Annotated in this window: 20 protein-coding genes and 1 tRNA gene; 13 read left to right on the plus strand and 8 right to left on the minus strand. The window is 54.8% G+C overall.

What is annotated here, in order from left to right:
• Positions 1–25: 25 nt before the first annotated feature.
• Together sugE and efp are read right to left on the minus strand one after the other, a co-directional pair.
• A complete protein-coding gene (sugE, locus tag EHO01S_RS13675) occupies positions 26–343 on the minus strand; it encodes a quaternary ammonium compound efflux SMR transporter SugE (protein WP_024524486.1) in 318 nt (105 codons plus the stop codon).
• Positions 344–524: 181 nt separating this feature from the next.
• Positions 525–1,091, minus strand: a complete 567-nt coding sequence (gene efp / locus EHO01S_RS13680) for an elongation factor P (RefSeq protein ID WP_024524487.1) — start codon at positions 1,089–1,091, stop codon at positions 525–527.
• Between the two features lie 42 nt (positions 1,092–1,133).
• On the opposite strand from efp, the gene epmB reads away from it, so the two are divergent.
• The 5 genes from epmB (at position 1,134) to EHO01S_RS13705 (ending at position 6,892) form a co-directional block, all read left to right on the plus strand.
• Complete coding sequence (gene epmB / locus EHO01S_RS13685; RefSeq protein WP_024524488.1) at positions 1,134–2,162, plus strand: EF-P beta-lysylation protein EpmB; 1,029 nt, start codon at positions 1,134–1,136, stop codon at positions 2,160–2,162.
• Between the two features lie 281 nt (positions 2,163–2,443).
• Complete coding sequence (locus EHO01S_RS13690; RefSeq protein WP_024524489.1) at positions 2,444–3,997, plus strand: L-lactate permease; 1,554 nt, start codon at positions 2,444–2,446, stop codon at positions 3,995–3,997.
• A 48-nt stretch (positions 3,998–4,045) separates the two neighbouring features.
• A complete protein-coding gene (locus tag EHO01S_RS13695; protein WP_024524490.1) occupies positions 4,046–4,765 on the plus strand; it encodes a (Fe-S)-binding protein in 720 nt (239 codons plus the stop codon).
• Between the two features lie 10 nt (positions 4,766–4,775).
• Positions 4,776–6,197 (plus strand): LutB/LldF family L-lactate oxidation iron-sulfur protein, encoded by a 1,422-nt coding sequence (locus EHO01S_RS13700; protein ID WP_024524491.1) that lies wholly within the window; start codon positions 4,776–4,778, stop codon positions 6,195–6,197.
• Positions 6,197–6,892 carry a LutC/YkgG family protein gene (locus EHO01S_RS13705; RefSeq protein ID WP_024524492.1) on the plus strand — a complete coding sequence of 232 codons (696 nt, stop codon included), beginning with the start codon at positions 6,197–6,199 and terminating at the stop codon, positions 6,890–6,892. Before EHO01S_RS13700 ends, EHO01S_RS13705 begins: the two co-directional genes overlap by 1 nt.
• 120 nt (positions 6,893–7,012) lie before the next feature.
• Here EHO01S_RS13705 and EHO01S_RS13710 read toward each other — a convergent pair whose 3' ends face one another.
• The 4 genes from EHO01S_RS13710 to EHO01S_RS13725 all read right to left on the minus strand — a co-directional run bounded on the left by EHO01S_RS13710 (position 7,013) and on the right by EHO01S_RS13725 (position 10,335).
• On the minus strand, positions 7,013–7,360 hold the full coding sequence (locus EHO01S_RS13710) for a DUF4156 domain-containing protein (RefSeq protein ID WP_024524493.1): 348 nt from the start codon (positions 7,358–7,360) through the stop codon (positions 7,013–7,015).
• Between the two features lie 252 nt (positions 7,361–7,612).
• Positions 7,613–9,256: a chaperonin GroEL gene (gene groL / locus EHO01S_RS13715; RefSeq protein WP_024524494.1), complete on the minus strand. Its 1,644-nt coding sequence runs from the start codon at positions 9,254–9,256 to the stop codon at positions 7,613–7,615.
• Between the two features lie 65 nt (positions 9,257–9,321).
• The gene (locus EHO01S_RS13720) at positions 9,322–9,615 is read right to left on the minus strand and encodes a co-chaperone GroES (protein WP_005296032.1); all 294 of its coding nucleotides are present in this window, start codon (positions 9,613–9,615) and stop codon (positions 9,322–9,324) included.
• A gap of 252 nt (positions 9,616–9,867) precedes the next feature.
• Complete coding sequence (locus EHO01S_RS13725; RefSeq protein ID WP_024524495.1) at positions 9,868–10,335, minus strand: FxsA family protein; 468 nt, start codon at positions 10,333–10,335, stop codon at positions 9,868–9,870.
• A 364-nt stretch (positions 10,336–10,699) separates the two neighbouring features.
• Between EHO01S_RS13725 and aspA the strand changes: the two genes are divergently transcribed.
• From aspA to dicD, 5 genes are all read left to right on the plus strand, one after another.
• Complete coding sequence (aspA, locus tag EHO01S_RS13730; RefSeq protein WP_024524496.1) at positions 10,700–12,136, plus strand: aspartate ammonia-lyase; 1,437 nt, start codon at positions 10,700–10,702, stop codon at positions 12,134–12,136.
• A gap of 113 nt (positions 12,137–12,249) precedes the next feature.
• The gene (locus tag EHO01S_RS13735; RefSeq protein WP_024524497.1) at positions 12,250–13,551 is read left to right on the plus strand and encodes an anaerobic C4-dicarboxylate transporter; all 1,302 of its coding nucleotides are present in this window, start codon (positions 12,250–12,252) and stop codon (positions 13,549–13,551) included.
• A 125-nt stretch (positions 13,552–13,676) separates the two neighbouring features.
• Positions 13,677–14,045 carry a divalent cation tolerance protein CutA gene (cutA, locus tag EHO01S_RS13740; protein WP_024524498.1) on the plus strand — a complete coding sequence of 123 codons (369 nt, stop codon included), beginning with the start codon at positions 13,677–13,679 and terminating at the stop codon, positions 14,043–14,045.
• Entirely contained in the window at positions 14,021–15,766 is a 1,746-nt protein-coding gene (locus tag EHO01S_RS13745; RefSeq protein ID WP_024524499.1) for a protein-disulfide reductase DsbD, read from the plus strand. Before cutA ends, EHO01S_RS13745 begins: the two co-directional genes overlap by 25 nt.
• A gap of 14 nt (positions 15,767–15,780) precedes the next feature.
• The gene (gene dicD, locus EHO01S_RS13750; protein ID WP_024524500.1) at positions 15,781–16,356 is read left to right on the plus strand and encodes a division control transcriptional repressor DicD; all 576 of its coding nucleotides are present in this window, start codon (positions 15,781–15,783) and stop codon (positions 16,354–16,356) included.
• 73 nt (positions 16,357–16,429) lie between these two features.
• Here the strand turns inward: dicD and EHO01S_RS13755 are convergent, their stop codons facing one another.
• Positions 16,430–17,071 carry a YfdX family protein gene (locus EHO01S_RS13755; protein WP_024524501.1) on the minus strand — a complete coding sequence of 214 codons (642 nt, stop codon included), beginning with the start codon at positions 17,069–17,071 and terminating at the stop codon, positions 16,430–16,432.
• Between the two features lie 482 nt (positions 17,072–17,553).
• Between EHO01S_RS13755 and EHO01S_RS13760 the strand changes: the two genes are divergently transcribed.
• The 3 genes from EHO01S_RS13760 (at position 17,554) to EHO01S_RS13775 (ending at position 21,732) form a co-directional block, all read left to right on the plus strand.
• Positions 17,554–17,629 (plus strand) — tRNA-Phe (locus EHO01S_RS13760).
• A gap of 486 nt (positions 17,630–18,115) precedes the next feature.
• Positions 18,116–19,453, plus strand: coding sequence for a uracil-xanthine permease family protein (locus tag EHO01S_RS13770; RefSeq protein WP_024524502.1), 1,338 nt, complete (start codon positions 18,116–18,118; stop codon positions 19,451–19,453).
• Between the two features lie 626 nt (positions 19,454–20,079).
• Positions 20,080–21,732 (plus strand): alpha-keto acid decarboxylase family protein, encoded by a 1,653-nt coding sequence (locus EHO01S_RS13775; RefSeq protein ID WP_035370655.1) that lies wholly within the window; start codon positions 20,080–20,082, stop codon positions 21,730–21,732.
• 124 nt (positions 21,733–21,856) lie between these two features.
• Here the strand turns inward: EHO01S_RS13775 and EHO01S_RS18930 are convergent, their stop codons facing one another.
• Complete coding sequence (locus tag EHO01S_RS18930; protein WP_155964361.1) at positions 21,857–21,997, minus strand: hypothetical protein; 141 nt, start codon at positions 21,995–21,997, stop codon at positions 21,857–21,859.
• Between the last annotated feature and the right edge of the window lie 109 nt (positions 21,998–22,106).

Here is a 22,106-nt window from a genome sequence, read left to right on the forward strand (position 1 = left end):
TCCGGGAGGCTTTTTTATGGCGCGTTCAGACGTTACTCAGCTTCAATCCCAACATGCCACAGACAATCAATCCCAGGCTCAGTAAGCGTAACAGGCTGGCCGACTCCCCCAAGAGGATCATCCCCATCATCGCCGTACCGACGGCACCGATACCGATCCAAACGGCATACGCCGTACCGGCGGGTAAGGTTTTCATCGCATGCGCCAACAGCAGCACACTGGTCACCATCGCCACTACGGTGACGAGACTGGGCCACAAGCGGGTGAATCCATGTGAATACTTCAGGCTGAGCGCCCACACGACCTCTAATAGGCCGGCGAGCAACAACACTACCCAAGACATGATAAGATCCAACGAATACCCGGGACGTCCCTGAGAGGCGTGGTCTGCACGGGACGTCCCGTGACAGAAGGAGCCGTAAATGGCTCAGCGAGCCTACCCCGCCCTTGAGATAAAACCAAGCCCCCGCAGGCCGGGGGCGAAAAAAAACCGCGCCAGGCGCGGTTTTTGTCGTGACGCGAAGTTACTTCACGCGGGAAACATATTCGCCAGAGCGTGTATCCACCTTGATCACTTCCCCGATCTGAACAAACAACGGCACTTTAACCACCGCGCCGGTGCTCAGGGTCGCCGGCTTACCGCCAGTCCCCGCGGTATCGCCCTTCAGACCCGGATCGGTATCGACGATCTCCAGTTCGACGAAGTTCGGCGGAGTGACGGCGATCGGTTGGCCGTTCCACAGGGTAACCACGCACTCGGCCTGATCCAGCAGCCACTTGGCGTTATCGCCAACCGCTTTGGCATCGGCAGCCAGCTGCTCAAAGGTATCGTTGTTCATGAAGTGCCAGAACTCACCGTCGTTGTACAGGTAAGTCAGGTTCACGTCCATGACGTCAGCCCCCTCAGCACTATCGGTAGACTTGAAGGTCTTCTCGATCAGCTTGCCGGTCAGCAGGCGGCGCAGCTTAACGCGCGCAAAGGCCTGGCCTTTACCCGGTTTGACGAACTCGCTGGATTCGACGGCGTAAGGTTCGCCGTCCATCATGATTTTAAGACCGGAGCGGAAATCGTTGCTAGAATACGTTGCCATAAAGGCCCTCTGAATAATTTACTTGGTAGCTTAGCCAAAAAAATGGCACATATTGTAACCCAAAAAGGGCAGCCGAGAGAAGATTGGCTGCAACAACTTGCCGACGTTGTCACCGACCCCGCCGACTTACTGGCTCAACTGGGCCTCGCCGACCACCCAGAATGGCGCGCGGGCTGTGAGGCACGCCGTCTGTTTCCTTTGCGGGTACCACGCGCCTTCATCCGCCGCATGCGTCATGGCGATCCCCGGGATCCCCTATTGCGCCAGGTGATGAGTGATGCCGCCGAGTTTATCGAAACCCCCGGTTTCTCGACCGATCCGCTGGAAGAGCAGCATAGCGTGGTGCCCGGCCTGTTGCATAAATACCACAACCGAGCCCTGTTGCTAGTTAAAGGAGGCTGCGCCGTTAACTGCCGTTACTGCTTCCGTCGTCACTTCCCCTACCAGGAGAATCAAGGGACGCGCGCCAACTGGCAACGTGCGCTAGAGTACCTCCGCGAGCACCCGGAATTGGATGAGATCATCTTTTCCGGCGGTGATCCGCTGATGGCCAAGGATCATGAACTCGACTGGTTGTTCACACAACTGGAGTCATTGCCGCACCTCAAGCGGTTACGCATTCACAGCCGCCTACCGGTAGTGATCCCGGCGCGTATCACCGAGGCACTGTGTCAGCGCATGGCCGATTCTCCGCTCCAGATGCTGCTGGTCACACATATCAACCACGCCAACGAGATCGATGATGAGTTACGCACCGCTATGGGGAGCCTGAAACAGGCGGGGGTGACGTTGTTAAACCAGAGCGTACTGTTGCGGGGTGTCAACGACCATGCCGAGACCTTGGCCGCGCTGAGCAATGCGCTGTTCGACGCCGGTATCCTGCCCTATTACCTGCATGTACTGGACCGGGTACAGGGAGGGGCTCACTTTATGGTTCCGGACGACGAAGCTCGCGTCCTGATGCGGGGATTACTGGCCCGGGTCTCGGGTTACCTGGTTCCGCGCCTAACGCGCGAAATCGGTGGTGAACCGAGCAAAACCCAGCTTGATTTGCACCTGCGTCAACGCTAATCCCCCCGCAATCGAGCCCGGCATTATGCGCCGACCGCTCACCTGCTGATCTAGCCCGCCGCGCTTGATGCGGGCTGCTGCGTCTTTTCTCTCGCCTTAATCCATCGAATAACAATAAACCCTAAACTCACCACATAAATCTACCAATATCGCGATAACTTTTAACCTTTATTTAAATTGAAGCGATCCAGCTACGTGCATTAACCAGTTATTTACGTTATAAACACAGCGCAGTAAATCATCATACCAATAATAGTAACCTGAGTTAGATAGGGAAATTTATGCCTGCTTACCTACCATTCCTGTTGGGGATCTTACCTCTCGTCGTTATGATTATTCTGATCCTCAAAATCAAAACCCCCATTCACTACGCCGTGCTACTCACCCTGGCGCTGACGCTGCTGGTCACCGGGCTGTATTGGCATACACCGTTACAAACACTCGGCTCGGCAGTACTCTATGGTGCCTTGAAGGGGTTGTGGCCGATCATCATCGTGATCCTCGGTGCCATCTACAGCTACAACCTGATGCTGAAGACCGGTAGCATGGATGTCCTGCGTCATGTATTAGCCACAGTCAGCGACGATAAGCGTATCCAAGTGCTCCTGATAGCCTGGTGCTTCGGCGGTTTTCTCGAGGCCGCTGCGGGCTATGGCACCGCCGTCGCCATCCCCATCGGTATCCTGATCGCACTCGGCTTTAACCCGCTCAAGGCCGCCATCGCTTCCCTGGTCGCCAACACGGTGCCCACCGCCTTCGGTGCCGTCGGCATCCCAGTATCGATCCTGGCCGAACAGGTCAATCTGCCCGTCACCGCCCTCAGCGCGACCATCATCGCTCAGTTAGCGTTGTTTAACATCCTGCTGCCCTTCGTCATCGTCGCCATCATCGGCGGCGGGATCCGCGCACTGCGTGGTATGGTTGGCCTAACGCTGGTGTGTGGCATCGCCACCTTAGTTCCTCAGTATATCGTGGCCATCAAGCTGGGTGCCGAGCTGCCCGCTTTCGCCGGCAGCCTGGTCAGCCTGATCGCCGTTACCCTGATGGCCAAAGCCCGGCGTGCTGAGACTGCTGCCGAGTACCGCATCGATAGCACGCATCTGTCTGGGGAGTGCCATTACTCCACCGTGCAGCTGCTACGCGCCTGTGCCATCTATATCCTGATCTTTATCTTCATTCTGCTCTGCTCACCACTGTTGCCAACCCTACGTGCGACGGTCGCCCAAGTCGCCAGCGTGATCAGCTTCCCGTTAGCCGATGGCCAAGCATTGCGCCTAAAAATCGACTGGATCGCCACCCCGGGCGTGCTGATCATCATCGCCACCCTGCTCGGTGGCCTCATACAGAGGGCCACCATTGGCCAGATGTTGCATGTCTTCGTCGCCACCGTGAAGCAACTGAAGAATTCGATCATCGCCATCTGCGCCATCGTCGCCATGGCGACGGTTATGGACGTCAGTGGCCTGATCGCCACCTTGGCACAGACCCTGGTTGACGTCACCGGCGGCGGCTACCTGTTCATCGCCCCGATCATCGGCGCTTTGGGCACCTTCGTCACCGGCAGCGACACCAACTCCAACGTACTGTTCGGCAAACTACAAACCATGGCGGCCGAGCGGCTACACGTCGATCCGTTATGGCTGGCAGCGGCCAATACCTCCGGCGCAACCGGCGGCAAGATGATCTCGCCGCAAAGCATCGCCATCGCCGTTTCGGCCACCCGTATGGAGGGACAAGGCAGCGCCATCATGTCCGGTACCCTGAAGTATTGCTGCGCCTACATCGTGATCCTCGGGGTGAAGATCGGCTTGGTTTACTACTTTTTCATGGCTTAATTTATTGAATTTAAATGTTTTACTATTACACAATGGAGAGCCTTCGTCGTGAACGTTAACTTCTTTGTCACCTGTCTGGGCGATGTCCTCAAGTCGCGCATGGCGCGCGACTCGGTGCTGCTGCTGGAGCAGTTGGGTTGTACGGTGCATTTCCCAGAAAAACAGGGATGCTGCGGCCAACCAGCCATCAACGGTGGCTATGTCGCCGACGCCATCCCCGGGATGAAAAACCTGATCCGCGCGCTGGAAGAGAATGACGATCCGATCATCTCGCCAGCGGGCTCTTGCACCTACGCCGTCAAAAGCTACCCCAGCTACCTGAGCGCCGAGCCCGAATGGGCGTTACGTGCCGAGCGGGTCGCTAATCGGATGGTGGATCTAACCTCCTTCATCGTGAATACCCTGGGCATCCAGGATGTGGGTGCCCGCCTACCGGGACGGGCGGTCTACCATCCCTCCTGTAGTCTGCTACGTAAGATGAAAGTGCGCGATGAGCCGTTGATCCTGCTCAAGCATGTGCAAGGGTTGGAGCTGCAACCCTTCCCCGATGCCGAGACCTGTTGCGGTTTCGGCGGCACTTTCTCCATCAAGATGGCCGAGATCTCCGGCGAGATGGTGAAGGAGAAGGTCAGCCATATGATGACGGCCCAACCGGACTACCTGATCGGCGCGGATATCAGCTGCCTGATCAACATTGGCGGCCGCATGCAGCGCGAAGGCTTGCCGGTCAAGGTGATGCACATCGCCGAAGTCTTGATGTGCCGTTAAGGAGGATGCTATGTCGCTACAAACCAGCGCAATGAAATTTAAGGAGCGCATCCGCGTCCAACTGGACGATAGCGTGATGCGCAAGGCGGTGGCCAACGCCCAGGCGCGTATCGGCGCCAACCGACAGAAAATGGTGGATGAGCTTGGCCACTGGGAGGCATGGCGCGAACGCGCAGAACAGATCCGAGACCATGTTCTGGACAACCTCGATGCCTACCTGTATCAGCTCGCAGAAAAGGTACAGGCCAACGGCGGTCATGTCTACTTCGCCAAGACGAAAGAAGATGCCACAAGCTACATCTTACACGTCGCCCAAGCGAAAAATGCCAAGAAAGTGGTCAAGGCCAAGTCGATGGTCACCGAAGAGATCGGCATGAACGCTGTGCTACAAGAGGCGGGTATTCAGGTGGTGGAAACCGATCTCGGCGAATATATCCTCCAGCTCGATCAGGATCCGCCCTCTCATGTGGTGGTGCCGGCGATCCACAAGGATCGTCACCAGATCCGCCGGGTACTACATGAACGACTGGGTTATGACGGCCCGGAAACGCCAGAGGCGATGACACTCTTCATCCGCCAGAAGATCCGTCAAGACTTCCTCAGCGCCGAGATCGGCGTCACTGGCTGTAACTTCGCTGTCGCCGAAACGGGCTCGGTCTGCCTGGTAACCAACGAGGGTAACGCCAGGATGTGTACCACCCTGCCACCGACCCATATCGCCGTGATGGGAATGGAGCGTATCGCACCGACCTTTGAAGAGGTGGATGTGTTGATCACCCTGCTGGCGCGCAGCGCAGTCGGTGCCCGGTTAACTGGCTACAATACCTGGCTGACTGGGCCACGCCTGGATGATGAGCTCGACGGCCCGCAAGAGTTTCACTTGGTAATCGTCGACAATGGTCGCTCGGCGGTGCTTGGCTCTCCCTTCCGCTCGGTGCTACGCTGCATTCGCTGTGGCGCCTGCATGAACACCTGTCCGGCCTATCGTCACATCGGCGGACACGGCTATGGTTCGATCTACCCCGGCCCGATCGGTGCAGTGATCTCACCGTTGCTTGGCGGCTATGCCGCTTTCAAGGATCTGCCTTACGCCTGCTCGCTCTGCACCGCCTGCGACAGCGTCTGCCCAGTGAAGATCCCCCTCTCTCAACTGATCTTGCGCCACCGCCGCACCATGGTGGAAGCGGGCCTGCCCCCGCGCGCCGAACAACGCGCTACTCGGTTGTTCACTTACGCCAATAGTCACCCCGCCATCTGGAAGGTCGGCATGATTGCCGGAGCACATGCCGCCAGTTGGTTTATCAAAGGCGGCAAAGCGCCGATCAATGTCGGTGCTCTGGCCGAGTGGACCGAGGCGCGCGATCTGCCGCAAGCCGATGGCGAGAGCTTCCGTAGTTGGTTTAAGCAGCATCAGGCGCAGGAGAAGAAATAATGAATAACCGCGACACATTCCTGGCAAACATCGCGAGCCAGCTCGGACGCGAGGTGCGCCACACCCCGCAGCCTCGCCCACAACCGATCAACGATTATGCCCAAACTCGCTTGACGGAGCTGACACTGGCACAACGCCGCGATACCTTTATCGAGGTCGCCAGCCATGTCATGCTGGCGCACTGCGAACGCTGTAGCGCAAGCGAAGCCCCTCAGGCTGCATTGCGCCTCTGCGAGCGTTATGGCCGCACTCCGGCCATCGTCAGCGGGGATGAGCGCTTAGCTCAATTGGGAATCCGTGAATACTTGCTGCGTGAGTGCCCCGCGACGCTCTGGGACCCCGTCAATGGGGTGGAGAATCTCCGTCTGGCAGAGCAGGCCAAAGTCGGCATCGTCTTCGCAGAATACGGCCTGGCCGAATCCGGTGGCGTCGTGTTGTTCTCCTCCGCACAACGCGGACGCGCCCTCAGCCTGCTGCCGGAATCGTCGATCTTTGTCCTGCGCCAGAGCACTATCCTGCCGCGCGTCGCGCAACTGGCCAGCCAGCTGCACCAGCAAGCCCTACGCGGGGAACGTATGCCATCGTGCATCAACCTGATCGGTGGCCCTAGCTCGACCGCCGATATCGAGCTGATTAAAGTAGTCGGCGTACACGGTCCGATCAATGCCGCCTACCTGATCATCGACGACTGTTAACCACGCCTCCGTCATGCGCCCATGCCTGCCATCCCTCTCGGCTATGCCGAGGAGGATGGCAGCGACAAAAAAGCCGCAGCTCTCAGGCTGCGGCTTAAACTCTTCGAGCTACCCGATGACTCAGTTCGGGCACTTATAGACCTGGCCGCTCATCTTGCTATCCAGCGGCGCGAAGCTGGACCAGAAACCTTCGCTGGGACTAACAGCCCCGTAGATCACATTCCCGCCCATCGCGGCGGCTTTGTTACGCAGATCGTTAGCGGCGGCACGCATCGAGCTCGTTTCGCCCCCCTGACCGGACAACCAGTTACTCTGCGTCCCCGTTGCCTCACCCAGCAGTTGGCATTCGGCACCCGGCTTGGTATCGGTGAATTTTACCTGCTGGCCGGCGGAAGACAGCTGAGTCATGGAACTGCACCCAGCCAGCAGCATGACGGCTGCCAGACCCAGTAACCCTTTAATCCGCATCTTATTCCCCATTTGATGTGTAAATGTTATCCGAATAATACCAGAATCCGTTGCCAACACTTAATGAATGTGTTGCGCGGCTACGCTGGTGGGTTAAGACACCCTTAGGGATCCCGGTATGCCACTGCATAGTAGTGTATACCCACGCGCTTAGGCCACAATGATATGACAAAATTTCGTGCCATATCATACGCCAGATAGAAAAAACCCCCGCAAAGCGGGGGTCGTTAATCAACGGCGTCGCTAGCGGGATTACATCATGCCGCCCATGCCGCCCATGCCGCCCATGCCGGCTGCACCTAAGTCAGCTTTCTCTTCTTTCGGCAGGTCGGTCACCATGCACTCGGTGGTGATCATCAGACCGGCTACGGAAGAGGCATACTGCAACGCAGAACGGGTTACCTTGGTCGGATCCAGGATACCCATCTCGATCATGTCGCCATACTGCTCAGTCGCCGCGTTGTAACCGTAGTTACCTTCGCCGCCTTTGACGTTGTTGGTAACCACTGACGGCTCTTCACCGGCGTTGGCCACGATCTGACGCAGCGGAGCTTCCATAGCGCGCAGAGCGACCTTGATACCGACGTTCTGCTCTTCGTTGATGCCTTTCAGATCAACCAGTTTAGCGGCTACGCGTACCAGGGCAACACCACCACCGGCAACGACGCCTTCTTCTACCGCGGCGCGAGTCGCGTGCAGGGCATCTTCAACGCGTGCTTTCTTCTCTTTCATTTCAACTTCAGTTGCGGCGCCAACTTTGATGACGGCTACGCCGCCTGCCAGTTTAGCCACACGCTCCTGGAGTTTTTCACGATCATAATCGGAAGTAGCTTCTTCGATCTGCTGACGGATCTGAGCCACACGGCCCTGGATAGCCGCTTCTTCGCCCACGCCATCAATGATAGTGGTAGTGTCTTTGTTGATGACAACGCGTTTTGCCTGACCCAAATCTTCCAGAGTCGCTTTTTCCAGCTCCATGCCGATCTCTTCAGAGATCACGGTACCGGCAGTCAGGGTAGCGATATCCTGCAACATCGCCTTACGACGATCGCCGAAGCCCGGTGCTTTCACCGCAGCCACTTTTACGATGCCGCGCATGTTGTTGACCACCAGGGTAGCCAGGGCTTCACCTTCAACGTCTTCAGCGATGATCAGCAGCGGTTTGCCTGCTTTAGCCACGGCTTCCAGCACCGGCAGCATCTCACGGATGTTGGAGATCTTCTTGTCAGCCAGCAGGATGAACGGGCTTTCCAGCTCTACAGCGCCAGTTTCCGGCTTGTTGATGAAGTACGGAGACAGGTAACCGCGGTCGAACTGCATACCTTCAACCACATCCAGCTCATCCTGCAAACCGGTGCCTTCTTCAACGGTGATGACGCCTTCTTTACCGACTTTTTCCATCGCTTCGGCGATCAGCTGACCGACGGTATCATCTGCGTTAGCAGAGATGGTACCGACCTGAGCGATCGCTTTGGAATCAGAGCACGGTACGGACAGCGCTTTCAGCTCTTCAACGGCGGCGCTAACCGCTTTGTCGATACCACGCTTCAGATCCATCGGGTTCATACCGGCGGCAACGGCTTTCAGGCCTTCGTTAACGATGGCTTGTGCCAGTACGGTAGCGGTGGTGGTACCGTCACCCGCAGCATCGTTCGCCTTGGAAGCCACTTCTTTCACCATCTGGGCCCCCATGTTCTCGAACTTGTCTTCCAGCTCGATCTCACGCGCAACGGATACACCGTCTTTGGTGATGGTCGGAGAACCAAAGGACTTGTCCAGAACAACGTTACGACCTTTCGGCCCCAGGGTGACCTTTACTGCGTCTGCCAGTACGTTCACGCCACGCAACATTTTTACACGGGCGTCGTTACCAAATTTTACGTCTTTAGCTGCCATTATCTTTGTCCCTTAAATTCGTTCAAATTGGATAGTGATAGTGCGAGCGCTTGCCAATGCGGCGATTACGCTTCGACGATGGCCAGGATGTCGCTTTCGGACATGATCAACACTTCTTCATTGTCGATCTTCTCGGCCTTCACGCCATAACCATCGTTGAAAATCACGGTATCACCGACCTTCACGTCCAGCGGTTTCACATCGCCATTCTCCAGAATGCGACCATGACCCACGGCGATCACCTCACCGCGCGTGGATTTGCCCGCTGCGGAACCGGTCAGAACAATACCGCCAGCAGACTTAGACTCAACTTCTTTACGCTTGACGATCACACGGTCGTGCAATGGACGAATTTTCATTGATAGCTCTCCTTTGAGAAAGTCCATATCGTTTTAGGGTTGAAAGCCGGGCACGGGGATTTACACCGCGCTTCGGACTCATGTTTTGCTAGATTGGGGCGCCGTTTTCCACCTTCAAGGGGGCAATGGCAAAAAAATTCGCTTTTTTTTAACCTGCGAAGGTCAAAGATGCAACCGTGGCGTGATGACAGCCTGTCACGATGACAGGCCGGAGAGGTAATCGCCGAGGATGGCGGGCACGTCTAGCGAGGCTTACTTATGATCCAGATGACGGTGATCGTCATCTTTGCGTTCGAACTCACCGTCGAAGGTCTGTCCGCCGCCGAAGCCACCGCCGCCCTCTCCCGGGCCACCGCCGCCACGATAGAAACGAAAATAAGGCAACAGTTTCAGCACCAGATGCTTCTGCACCGGCGGCAACATCAAGAGCAGCCCGAGGAAGTCGGTAAAGAATCCAGGAACGAGCAACAATAAGCCCGCCATCACCAGCGACACACTCTTGATCATCTCGGCGGCGGGACTCTCCCCTTGTGCCAACTTCTGCTGGATCTGCATCAGGGTCTTCATGCCTTGATTACGCACCAGCGAGGCCCCGAGGCACGAAGTCAAGATCACCAGCAAGAGTGTCAACGCGACCCCAAAAACAGCCGCAACTTTGATGAAGATCGATATTTCTATATAGACATATAAAAATACCAGTATGAAAGGCAACCAGCGCAAAGGATGTCTCCTAATTAAACGACTGTTTCACTATCTACACGAATGTAAATAAAAAACGACTACTTTAAAAATAAAATTATATTGGCGTCAAAAAAAGCGTCAATATAATTTGTATGATGTTATTTTCATCACCAGACACCCCCTAACTCGTGTGGGTTATTTACATTAACTGTGAGTATTATCACAGATATGATAATCAAAGGGATAAGATGCACCATATAGTGATCTAGGTTCATACTTTTCCCTCCCGGCAGCATATGATCGTGTTCATAAAAGAGAGAACGGTGAATTCTCTCTGTTGTTCCTTAAAGAAAATTAATTTATTAGCTAATTTACTATTCGGCATCAATGAAAGAAGGTTCTCATGTCAAATAACATCCGTATTGAAGAAGATCTATTAGGCACCCGTGAAGTTCCTGCTGACGCTTATTATGGCGTCCACACCCTACGTGCGATGGAAAACTTCTATATCAGCAACAACAAAATCAGCGATATTCCTGAATTTGTTCGTGGTATGGTTATGGTTAAAAAAGCGGCAGCGATGGCTAACCGCGAACTGCAAACTATTCCGCGTAAAATTGCTGACACCATTATCCAGGCCTGTGACGAAGTTCTGAATAACGGCAAGTGCATGGATCAGTTCCCGGTAGATGTATTCCAGGGCGGTGCTGGTACTTCTGTCAACATGAACACCAACGAAGTCCTGGCTAACATCGGTCTGGAGCTGATGGGTCACAAGAAAGGTGAATACCAGTACCTGAACCCGAACGACCATCTGAACAAGTGCCAGTCCACCAACGACGCTTACCCGACCGGTTTCCGCATCGCCGTTTACGCTTCCATCATGAAGCTGATCGACGCGATCACCAACCTGCGTGAAGGCGTTGACCGTAAGGCCGAAGAGTTCAAAAACATCCTGAAGATGGGCCGTACTCAGCTGCAAGACGCTGTACCGATGACCTTGGGTCAGGAATTCCACGCATTCAGCGTTCTGCTGAACGAAGAAGTGAAAAACCTACATCGTACCGCTGAACTGCTGCTGGAAATCAACCTGGGTGCTACCGCTATCGGTACCGGTCTGAACACGCCGGAAGGCTACCAGAAACTGGCCGTACAGAAACTGGCCGAAGTCAGCGGTCTGCCGTGTGTCCCGGCCGAAGACCTGATCGAAGCCACCTCTGACTGTGGTTCTTACGTCATGGTTCACGGCGCCCTGAAGCGTACCGCGGTCAAACTGTCTAAGATCTGTAACGACCTGCGTCTGCTCTCCTCTGGTCCGCGTGCTGGCTTGAACGAAATCAACCTGCCGGAACTGCAAGCAGGCTCCTCCATCATGCCGGCTAAAGTTAACCCGGTGGTACCGGAAGTCGTTAACCAGCTGTGCTTCAAAGTCATCGGTAACGATACCTGCGTTACCATGGCCGCTGAAGCTGGTCAGCTACAGCTGAACGTAATGGAGCCGGTTATCGGTCAGGCCATGTTCGAATCCATCTCTCTGCTGACCAACGGTTGCTACAACCTGCGTGAGAAATGCATCGACGGCATCACCGCCAACAAAGAAACGTGCGAAAAATTCGTCTTCAACTCTATCGGTATCGTTACCTATCTGAACCCGTTCATCGGTCACCACAACGGCGACATCGTAGGTAAGATCTGTGCCGAAACCGGTAAGAGTGTACGCGAAGTCGTGCTGGAGCGCGGCCTGCTGACTGAAGCGCAGCTGGACGACATCTTCTCTGTTGAGAACCTGATGCACCCGGCATACAAAGCTAAGCGCTACACCGACGAAAGCGAAAAATAATTAACGTATCGCTTATTGTAGGCACGTCTGGTCCCCTGGTCAGTCGTGCCTTTTTATTGTTATTGTAGAGAAAAAATAAGAATTATTATCATTACACTTTAAGGAGAAACACTATGCTAGTTCTAGAACTGGTGATTGTTCTGCTGGCGATTTTCTTGGGGGCCAGACTAGGAGGGATCGGGATCGGCTTCGCCGGCGGTCTCGGGGTCTTAGTGCTCGCCGCCATCGGCGTTGCCCCAGGTAAAATTCCGTTCGACGTTATTTCCATCATCATGGCCGTTATCGCCGCCATCTCCGCGATGCAAGTAGCCGGTGGTATGGACTATCTGGTCCATCAGACCGAAAAAGTTCTGCGTAAAAACCCGAAACACATCACCATTCTGGCGCCAGTTGTCACCTACCTGCTGACCATCTTCGCCGGTACAGGTAACATCTCTCTGTCCGCACTGCCGGTTATTGCCGAAGTTGCCAAAGAGCAAGGCATTAAGCCATGCCGTCCGCTGTCTACCGCAGTGGTCTCCGCTCAGATCGCGATTACTGCCTCACCGATCTCCGCCGCCGTGGTGTACATGTCTTCCGTCATGGAAGGCCATGGTGTCAGCTACCTGCATCTGCTGATGGTCGTCCTACCGTCCACCTTCCTGGCGGTACTGGTCATGTCTCTGATCATCTCCTGGTGCTTCGACTCCAAACTGTCTAACGACCCAATCTACCGCAAGCGTCTGGAAGAAGGTCTGATCACGCTGCGTGGCGACAAGCAGATTGAGATCAAGAAAGGGGCTCAGACCTCCGTCTGGTTGTTCCTGCTGGGCGTTATCGCCGTCGTGGTTTATGCCATCGTCAACAGCCCGAGCCTGGGTCTGGTGGAAAAACCGCTGATGAATACCACCAACGCTATCCTGATCATCATGCTGAGCGTGGCTACCCTGACCACCATCATCTGCCGCGTTGATACCGATAACGTGCTGAACTCCAGCACCTTCAAGGCCGGTATGAGCGCCTGTATCTGTATCCTGGGTGTCGCATGGCTGGGTGATACTTTCGTTTCCGCTAACATCGATTGGATCAAAGAGACTGCCGGTACGGTTATCCAGAACCATCCGTGGCTGCTGGCGGTGATCTTCTTCTTCGCTTCCGCGCTGCTGTACTCTCAGGCCGCCACTGCTAAGGCATTGATGCCGATGGCTCTGGCACTGAACGTCTCTCCTCTGACCGCCGTGGCCTCTTTCGCCGCCGTATCTGGCCTGTTCATCCTGCCAACCTACCCGACACTGGTTGCTGCGGTACAGATGGATGACACTGGTACTACGCGCATCGGTAAACTGGTCTTCAACCACCCGTTCTTCATTCCGGGGACCCTGGGTGTTGCCCTGTCAGTCTGCTTCGGCTTCGTACTGGGTAGCGTGATGCTGTAATTATTCACCACATCACGTTAACGGGGCGCACTGCGCCCCGTTGTCATTTTTGCCCCTGACAAGCCCGCCCCCCTCACGGTATAGTGTCGAAATCATCATCAACCGGCAATGCCTCGAGGTTCGTTATGTCCCAGACCGTAACTCCCCTTACCGCCTCTGCGGTGGTTCCTGCTGAGCACTGCGATGCTATCGTGGTGCTCAGCACCGCGCCGGATGAAGCCTGCGCACAGGAGCTTGCCGCCAACCTCCTCGGAGAAAAGTTAGCCGCCTGTGTCACCATCCTGCCTGGCGCCACCTCGATGTACCACTGGGAGGGCAAGCTCGAACAGGAGTACGAGGTACAGATGATCATCAAGAGCAAACGGCGTCACCAGCACGCCTTGCTCGCCTTTCTGAAACACCATCACCCCTACCAAACACCGGAGTTGCTGGTCATTCCCGTGTTGGCAGGAGAGCAAGACTATCTATTATGGCTCAACGCATCCTTGCGCTGATTGCGCTATTTATTCTCACCCAGTTGCCAGCCCAAGCCTCTCTGTTTGGCGGGCAGCCACGCTTTGTTCCGGTGGATCAGGCTTTCGCCTTTAATTTTCAGCAACAAGGCGCTCGCCTGACCCTACACTGGCAGATCCAACCCGGCTATTACCTCTATCGCCAACAGATCCATATCACCCCTCATCAGGCGCAATTGGGAGCCTGGCAATTGCCCGCAGGGACCCCGCATCACGACGAGTTTCAGGGCGAAACTGCCATCTTCCGCGAGCGACTCGATCTCACATTGCCGCTGCTCAGCGCCACATCCGGTGCCGAGATCAGTGTAACCTACCAAGGGTGCGCCGCCGCTGGCTTCTGTTACCCCCCGGAAACACGGCGTATTCCACTCAATACTGTCAGCGCCACTCACACATCCGCACCGGCGGATAGCATATCGCCACCCAGCAGCCAAGCGGCAGATCCGGCCGCGGCACCAAGTGTACCCACGCTGCCCTTCCCCGCGCTGTGGGCGCTCCTGATCGGTATCGGCATTGCGTTCACCCCCTGTGTGCTGCCGATGTACCCGTTGATCTCAGCGTTAATTCTGGGACAGAAACAGCGCCACAGCTGGGGGCATACCGCCTTGCTGGCGCTAGTGTATGTACAGGGTATGGCGATTACTTATACTCTGCTTGGGATGATCGTCGCAGCGGCGGGGCTGCAATTCCAGGCCGCCTTCCAGCATCCCTATGTACTGGTTGGCTTATCACTCCTGTTCATTTTACTGGCACTCTCGATGTTCGGGGCCTTCACCCTACAACTGCCTTCGGCCATACAGACACGCCTGACGCTATGGAGTAATCGCCAACGCGCAGGCTCGCTGCTGGGCGTTTTCGTCATGGGTGCCTTAGCCGGCCTGATCTGCTCCCCCTGCACCAGCGCGCCACTCAGCGCTATCCTGCTGTATATCGCCCAGAGCGGTAATCTGTGGATCGGTGGTGGTACGCTCTACCTGTATGCGCTGGGGATGGGGATCCCACTGATCGCCATCACCCTGTTTGGCAACCGCCTACTGCCACGCAGCGGGCCGTGGATGCAACACGTCAAAGAAGGTTTTGGCTTCGTCATCCTAGCGCTGCCAGTATTCCTGCTGGAGCGGGTATTGGGTGATGTCTGGGGCTGGCGCTTGTGGAGCCTGCTTGGCATCGCCTTCTTGCTGTGGGGCTTCACACTGACGCTACACAGTCAGCGACGGGGTGTCCGCCTGTGGCAAATCGTGCTGCTCGGCGCCGCGCTAGTCATCGCCCGCCCCTTGCAAGAGTGGGCTTTCGCCTCCTCGCCGCAGAGCGCTAATTCCCCCGCGCAAGCCTTGGCGTTTCAGGCCATCGATAGCCCGGAACAGCTGGCCAGCGCCCTGGCTCGGGCTAAGGCGAACGAGCAACCGGTGATGCTGGACTTCTATGCCGACTGGTGCTCCGCCTGTAAAGAGTTCGAGAAGTACACCTTCAGCGATGAGGCGGTGCGCAAACAACTGGCCGGTACACTGCTATTGCAGGCGAACGTGACCGCTAACACGGCGCAACATAATGCGCTGCTGCAACAGCTTAATGTGTTAGGGCTACCCTCAATCCTGTTCTTCACGGCCGATGGACAACCGCTAGATCAGGCCCGGGTGACAGGTTTTATGGATGCCGAACGCTTCCTCGCCCATTTGCGGCAGTTGCCGCAAAAAGGGCGATGACGGAGGAGACGATGATAGCACGGGAACAGATCCTGACTCTGGCACTACAACGCCTAGAACAGCACGGGCTAGCGGGTGCCACCTTAGAGAATCTGATCGACCAGGCGACGCTCCCCCTGGAGCTGGCGCGGCGCTACTGGCCCGATGATGAGGCGCTGCTGTACGACTGCCTACGCTTTCATGGCCAGCAGATTGATGCCTGGCGACGCCGGATCGCGTTAGATGAGCAACTCAGCAATGACGATAAGATCCTGGCCCGCTATCCCGTACTGGCGGAGTATGCCGACCAGGGGCGCTTTCCCGGGTGCCTGTTTATCGCCGCCTGCATCCACTACCCGCACGGCGATCATCCACTTCATCAATTAGCCGCCTGGCAAAAACAGGCCTCGTTCGACTTTACTCTGCGCTTACTACAGGAGAGCGACATCGATGACGCCCCCCTGCTTGCCCAGCAAATAGAACTGGTACAAGAGGGCTGCCTGAGCCGACTGCTGCTCAGTCACCTGCGACAAGATATCGACATCGCCCGGCAATTGGCACAAGACATCCTACACATCGCCCACTGTCGTCGACACGACGCGCTCGGTTAAACCGCAATAAAAAGCCACCTCCGAGGAGGTGGCTGAGACAACCCGCGCCAGAAGCGCAGCGCGCTGGCGACTATCAGTTGCCGTTAACCAACGTTACGCTATCGGTCACGACACCCTCTTCAGCCCCTTTCAGCGCCAAGTTCGCTTCATAGTATTTGCCGGCCTTCAGCAGACTTTGTGCATGAGCGACGGCCTGGCGGGTCTGTTTCAGCGGCATCAAATACTGGGTTTCAGTGATACCGACCCCAGCCAGACGCAACTCGTCTAACGCCCCTTTACGATCACCTTTGCTCAGTTTTTCGTTCGCTTTGGCGATGGCCTTCTGTTTCTCCGGCGTCGCCACGAAATCCTCAGCCAGGGCAATAGAGGCATTAATGATCACATAATTATCACCGGCTAACGGCGCCTTCTTATCACTCTTAATAAAGGCTTTCCAATCGGTGCTATCGTCGGCCAACAAGCCAGCGGCTTGATTGGTCAGCTTCGTCGCAACATCCGGATAGCCACGGAACAGCGCCACACGCGCATACTGCATATCACGCATCGCCGTAAAGCCCTGTTGTGCTACTTTCGCTACATCCTGCACCTGCTGGGCGGACAGACCGGCTGCCGCAGCGGTGGTACTAGCCGGCGCAGCAGGTGCGGCATCGGCAGCCCAGGTAAAGGTTGAAAACATCGCCAGAGAAAGTGCTGTTGCTGTCAAAATACGTTTCATAATCTTGGCCCGTTTATCCCATACTGGTTGAATCATTCATTACAGCGGAGGGGGTCTACGCATTCCTCCCGCTGACCCATTTAGTTATAGACTTCACCGGGATCATGTCAATTCCACTCCTGACGCCAACACTCAGCGGCAAAAAAACGCCACACTCTCTGTTTTCTTGCGCGTACATGGCCTTGGTGAAATTTAATCTTCATTACATAGCACGCTAACTCACTATTTTTTAATGCGTTATTTATTACTGAATTTAACTAAATAACGCTCTCGGCCCTCTTCAGATACCAAGAAGCCGCGGTTAGCGCCAACGAGGCAACAGGAACGTCGCCATCCTCTGCGCCAAACCACTTCGCTAGATCCATATGAGCCTAGCGAAGCGGCGCTCAGGACCCGGCATTGCTGCTTTTCTCTCCATCCAACGCGAATACGCGATAAAATCGTTGACGTACCGGACGCAATACGGTTTAATGCGCCCCGTTGCCCGGATAGCTCAGTCGGTAGAGCAGGGGATTGAAAATCCCCGTGTCCTTGGTTCGATTCCGAGTCCGGGCACCATTTATTCTGAAAACCCTGCCTGATGGCGGGGTTTTCGCTTTTCTGGTTACGGTAGATTTCTGCTTACGTTTCCGCCTCATCGGTCATGGCGCCGCATTTTCATGCGTTCTACGTCTGAGTCATCATTATCCTGCTCAATGATGACATCCACGAGCTCCTCAGTTTTGCTCCACTTTCCTCGCTCCGCAAGTACGCGACCAACCAGACAAGGGCTCGCCAGGTCAACGCCCATTCGTTCTTGCTAAGTTAAAAGCTCGGTAGCAATCATATCCGCACTTTCTATTCTCACGCTATACAATCACTTCGTATCATTATCATCAATGATATGTCCTACCTCATCATTTTCAGAATACTTTGTGAACACACTCACGCTTTATCTCAGTGAATAATGCTTATTCGCTGGCACATTTCTTGCTTTTTTTATTCTGCGTAACCGATTGCGTGATTATTCAGATAAAAAACAAAACAGGTCAAAGAGATTACACTATGAAAACAAATACAAAAAATGATGAAGTCAATGAAATGATGCCGATGCGAAAACTGTTCCCCTATGCGGTTCAGCACATTTTCGCCATGTTTACCGGTACCATTGCTGTACCAATAGTAATATCTCAAGTTTTAAAACTGTCGCAGGAAGACACCACTCTACTGATTGCCGCCGCAATATTTGTCTCCGGTGTCGGGACCCTGATACAATCACTTAGCATCACCAAATATGTCGGTGTCAGTCTCCCGCTAATCCTCGGCACCTCATTTGTGGCAATGCCCCCGGTTTTTATTATCGCTTCACAGTTTGGTGGCGGGATTGAATCGCTATCTTATGTTTTCGGCGGGACACTCGTCTCCGGGATACTCCTGTTTTTCCTCGCGCCACTATACGGAAAAATCGCGTTTTTATTCAAACCAATAGTCATCGGTTGCTATCTTATTATGCTCGGCGTTTCATTGCTGCCGGTCTCTTTTTCCGGCATTGTCGGTTATCCTGGCGAAGCCTCCTACGGCGATCCGGCTGGTATTTTTCTCGGTGTACTCACCATTGCATTAATTGTGTTGTTGAATCGTTTTGGGAAAGGTGCTTTGCGGGAGATGTCGATTCTTATCGGCCTGATCGTAGCCACACTGGTTGCGGTAGGAATGGATATGGTCAATTTCGGCCCGCTGAGTAATGCCAGTTGGTTTTCGTTCGTCCGTCCTGCACATTACGGTATTCACTTTGACCTGACGGCCATTATTCTGATGTTCCTCGGTACTTTTATGGCAACATTGGATTCTGTCGGTACCTTCTCTACAGTCGGGCGCCTATGTAATCGCTCTATGGAAGGTAATGCACTGAACGCTCCCATGCGTGGCGAGGGGGTCGCAGTGACAGTTTCCGGACTATTTAACTGTACGCCGCTGACATCTTTTATTAACAACGCCGGAGTGATTATTATTTCTGGTGTGCGTAGCCGCTATGTAACTGCGTGCAGTGGCATTATTCTAATCATTCTCAGTATTATTCCAAAATTTTCTGCGATTGCCACGATGATCCCTGCATCCGTTTTCGGCGGGGCGACACTGGTTATTTTTGCTTTTATTACGGTGGCGGGGATAGACACACTCGCAAAATCTGTCGATATGAGCAAAATGGGCAATATGATGGTAGTGGGAATTTCCGTCAGTGTTGGACTGATGTTTAATGGGCAAGGTGAAGCTCTGGCTCAGTTACCGAAAACATTACAGATTATTCTTTCCCAAGGGGTGATAGTAACCTTTGTCCTGGCTATCGTTCTAAATCTTTTATTTAATTTTAATAGTGTCGTTAGTAAAAAAGAAAACCTGTGATGCGGCGACCTGCTGGTCAGCGGAATCCTCCGTTACCAGCAGGAAATATCTACCATTGGTAAAATAACAACATAGAATGCTAACCAGATGGCTAGAATCAGCGATATCAGTGCACGCCAGCAAGAGATGCGCTAACCAGTAAAATTCTACTTAACGCATTGAGCGCGACAGTCTGGAGAAGTCCCGTCAACAACAGCTACGCGCATCAATGGCGAAAGATGGCACATTGACATGCTATCAATTACTTCCGACGTCAGCCATCAGTTAAAGCGATGATCAACCATTTGCCATGGATCATATCGCGCAGATAAGCCGCGTCATAATGTGCCATGAATACCCCATCCAGGATATGATCTTGATGATTTTATATAATATTCATTCCATATCCGTCTGGTCTGTAATGTCACGAGTTCAGTAGGCGAAGGCCTATCACGCGCTCTGCCGCCGATCATATCCTGACAAAAATAGTCTGAGTTTATTTATGGATTATTTTTCCGTTGTAAACCCTGCGCCGAATAACGTAACAGAACGCGTCCATAGGCGATATGCCGTTTGCCATTAACCCGCCGTTCGCCAAATACTGTGACTACACTCACTATAGGGCTTCTCCGTTATAGGACAGGATCATGACAAGTGTGGTTGAGTATGTGCTCTCACGGTTATACGACTTAGGTATTCGAGATATTTTCGGCGTTCCCGGCGACTATGCCTTTCCGATTGAGGATGCCGTCTGTGCCGATCCCCGCCTGCGCTGGGTCGGAAACTGCAACGAATTGAATGCCGCCTATGCGGCGGATGGTTATGCGCGGATCCAGGGTATGGCGGCCCTAAGCACCACCTTCGGGGTAGGAGAGCTCAGCGCCCTTAATGGCATTGCCGGTGCCTACGCCGAATCACTCCCTCTATTTCATCTGGTCGGTATGCCAGCGAGCGCAGTACAAGCGGCGGGAAAATTAGTGCACCACACGCTCGGCGACGGAGACTTTAGCCATTTCGCGCACGCCAGTGCGGCCTTCGTCTGCGCCAGCGCCATTCTGACGCCGGAAAACTGCGTCGTGGAGCTCGCTCGCCTAATCGACGCCGCGCTCCGCTACCGTAAACCGGTTTATATCGGCATTCCCTGCGACTATGCCGTCATGCCGATTAACACCAGCACCGTTCCTCTCAGCACGCCGCTGCATAGCGATCCTCAGGTACTGGCCGAGGTGAGTGCACGGATCGTCGAGCGGCTCAAGCAGAGCCAGCAGGCCTGCGCATTACCCGGGATCTACCTTACCCGTCATCAGGTACGCCAAGCGGCGCAAAACCTGATTGAGGCAGCAAATCTCTGCTTCGCGACCATGATTATGGACAAAGGCGTGCTGGATGAATCACACCCAAACTACATTGGCATGTATAACGGCCAGCTACTCAACCCAGAGGTACGCGATTTCGTAGAAAGTTGCGACTGCGTGTTGCTGATGGGTACCTTGCTATCCGACTTCAACAGCGGGGGCTTTACCGCTCGCCTCGATCCTACGCGCTGCATCACACTCATGCCAGAGTCGGTGCGCATCGGCGCCACCGAATACCTCCAGGTTCGAATGGAGGATGTTCTGAATGCCGTCGTCCAGCAGGTCAGCCCGTTGCCTCGCCCAACGGAAGCACCGCAGCCACAGCCTCTGGCAGCAGTCAACGCCAGCGGCGCCATCAATGCGTCCTACCTCTATGCCCGCTGGCAACAGATGCTGCGTCCCCATGACATCGTGGTAGCGGAAACCGGGACGGTCTCTATGGGGCTCAGCTTTGCGCTGCTGCCGCCTGGAGCGAGCTTCCATAATCAGACACTCTGGGGTGCCATCGGTTGGGCGACACCGGCGGCCCTTGGTTGCGCCCTCGCCTCGCCGACGCAACGCACTCTCCTGCTCAGCGGTGAAGGCGCGCATCAGTTAACGGTACAAGAGATCAGCCAATTCGCCCGCCACGGGGTAAAACCGATCATCTTCATCTTGAACAACGATGGCTATCTGATCGAACGCCTGCTATGTCAAGATGGGGAGGCTGGCTATAACAATCTGGTACCCTGGCAGTACGCGCAACTTCCCCAAGCGTTGGGGTGTCAAGGATGGTTCTGCGCGCGGGTCACTACCTGTGAAGCGTTGGATGAGGCAATTCGCCACGCCGAACAATGTGACCGGGGGGCTTATATCGAGGTGATCACCGGCGAGTATGTTGCCCCTCCACTAGCCGAGAAGATGCATCACGCCATGGCGTCGCTATACCACGACCACGCCGGCTAAATATCGCGCTGACTATCACGGTTGCCAAGGCGCACGCAGGGTAACCTTGGCTGGCCGCCAACGATAAGGCGACAAGCCAAACGATATAGGCCGGCGTTACCGCCGGCCTAAGTTTACTACGCTGTTACAACGCCTGTGCGATCAACAGCAACATACCGCCCAATGCCGCCCCTCCGAGTAACAACAAGAAAAAAATCACCCATCCTAGCTTGAGTCGCCACCGCCTCGTCGTCGAGGCGACGTCCCGCGCTTTTGCCTGCCACATCACTGGCTCCTTTCCTCTTATCCGCACATCGCTCGTCGTCACTCCTTGACGACATCACTCGGTGATATGCAGTACCGGTGTCTGATTCGCCACCCTTGAATGTTAAAAA

Source organism: Edwardsiella hoshinae NBRC 105699 = ATCC 33379 (assembly GCF_000474215.1).
In the GTDB taxonomy this organism is placed as follows: domain Bacteria; phylum Pseudomonadota; class Gammaproteobacteria; order Enterobacterales; family Enterobacteriaceae; genus Edwardsiella; species Edwardsiella hoshinae.

What these genes read in the sequence shown, in the direction of transcription:
- groL (WP_024524494.1), bottom strand. Translation starts at nt 9,256, where the DNA reads ATGGCAGCTAAAGACGTAAAATTTGGTAACGACGCCCGTGTAAAAATG.
- EHO01S_RS13755 (WP_024524501.1), bottom strand. Translation starts at nt 17,071, where the DNA reads ATGAAACGTATTTTGACAGCAACAGCACTTTCTCTGGCGATGTTTTCA.
- EHO01S_RS13775 (WP_035370655.1), top strand. Translation starts at nt 20,080, where the DNA reads ATGACAAGTGTGGTTGAGTATGTGCTCTCACGGTTATACGACTTAGGT.
- cutA (WP_024524498.1), top strand. Translation starts at nt 13,677, where the DNA reads ATGTCCCAGACCGTAACTCCCCTTACCGCCTCTGCGGTGGTTCCTGCT.
- EHO01S_RS13720 (WP_005296032.1), bottom strand. Translation starts at nt 9,615, where the DNA reads ATGAAAATTCGTCCATTGCACGACCGTGTGATCGTCAAGCGTAAAGAA.
- EHO01S_RS18930 (WP_155964361.1), bottom strand. Translation starts at nt 21,997, where the DNA reads ATGTGGCAGGCAAAAGCGCGGGACGTCGCCTCGACGACGAGGCGGTGG.
- sugE (WP_024524486.1), bottom strand. Translation starts at nt 343, where the DNA reads ATGTCTTGGGTAGTGTTGTTGCTCGCCGGCCTATTAGAGGTCGTGTGG.
- EHO01S_RS13690 (WP_024524489.1), top strand. Translation starts at nt 2,444, where the DNA reads ATGCCTGCTTACCTACCATTCCTGTTGGGGATCTTACCTCTCGTCGTT.
- epmB (WP_024524488.1), top strand. Translation starts at nt 1,134, where the DNA reads ATGGCACATATTGTAACCCAAAAAGGGCAGCCGAGAGAAGATTGGCTG.
- efp (WP_024524487.1), bottom strand. Translation starts at nt 1,091, where the DNA reads ATGGCAACGTATTCTAGCAACGATTTCCGCTCCGGTCTTAAAATCATG.
- EHO01S_RS13735 (WP_024524497.1), top strand. Translation starts at nt 12,250, where the DNA reads ATGCTAGTTCTAGAACTGGTGATTGTTCTGCTGGCGATTTTCTTGGGG.
- EHO01S_RS13700 (WP_024524491.1), top strand. Translation starts at nt 4,776, where the DNA reads ATGTCGCTACAAACCAGCGCAATGAAATTTAAGGAGCGCATCCGCGTC.
- EHO01S_RS13745 (WP_024524499.1), top strand. Translation starts at nt 14,021, where the DNA reads ATGGCTCAACGCATCCTTGCGCTGATTGCGCTATTTATTCTCACCCAG.
- EHO01S_RS13705 (WP_024524492.1), top strand. Translation starts at nt 6,197, where the DNA reads ATGAATAACCGCGACACATTCCTGGCAAACATCGCGAGCCAGCTCGGA.
- aspA (WP_024524496.1), top strand. Translation starts at nt 10,700, where the DNA reads ATGTCAAATAACATCCGTATTGAAGAAGATCTATTAGGCACCCGTGAA.
- EHO01S_RS13710 (WP_024524493.1), bottom strand. Translation starts at nt 7,360, where the DNA reads ATGCGGATTAAAGGGTTACTGGGTCTGGCAGCCGTCATGCTGCTGGCT.
- EHO01S_RS13770 (WP_024524502.1), top strand. Translation starts at nt 18,116, where the DNA reads ATGAAAACAAATACAAAAAATGATGAAGTCAATGAAATGATGCCGATG.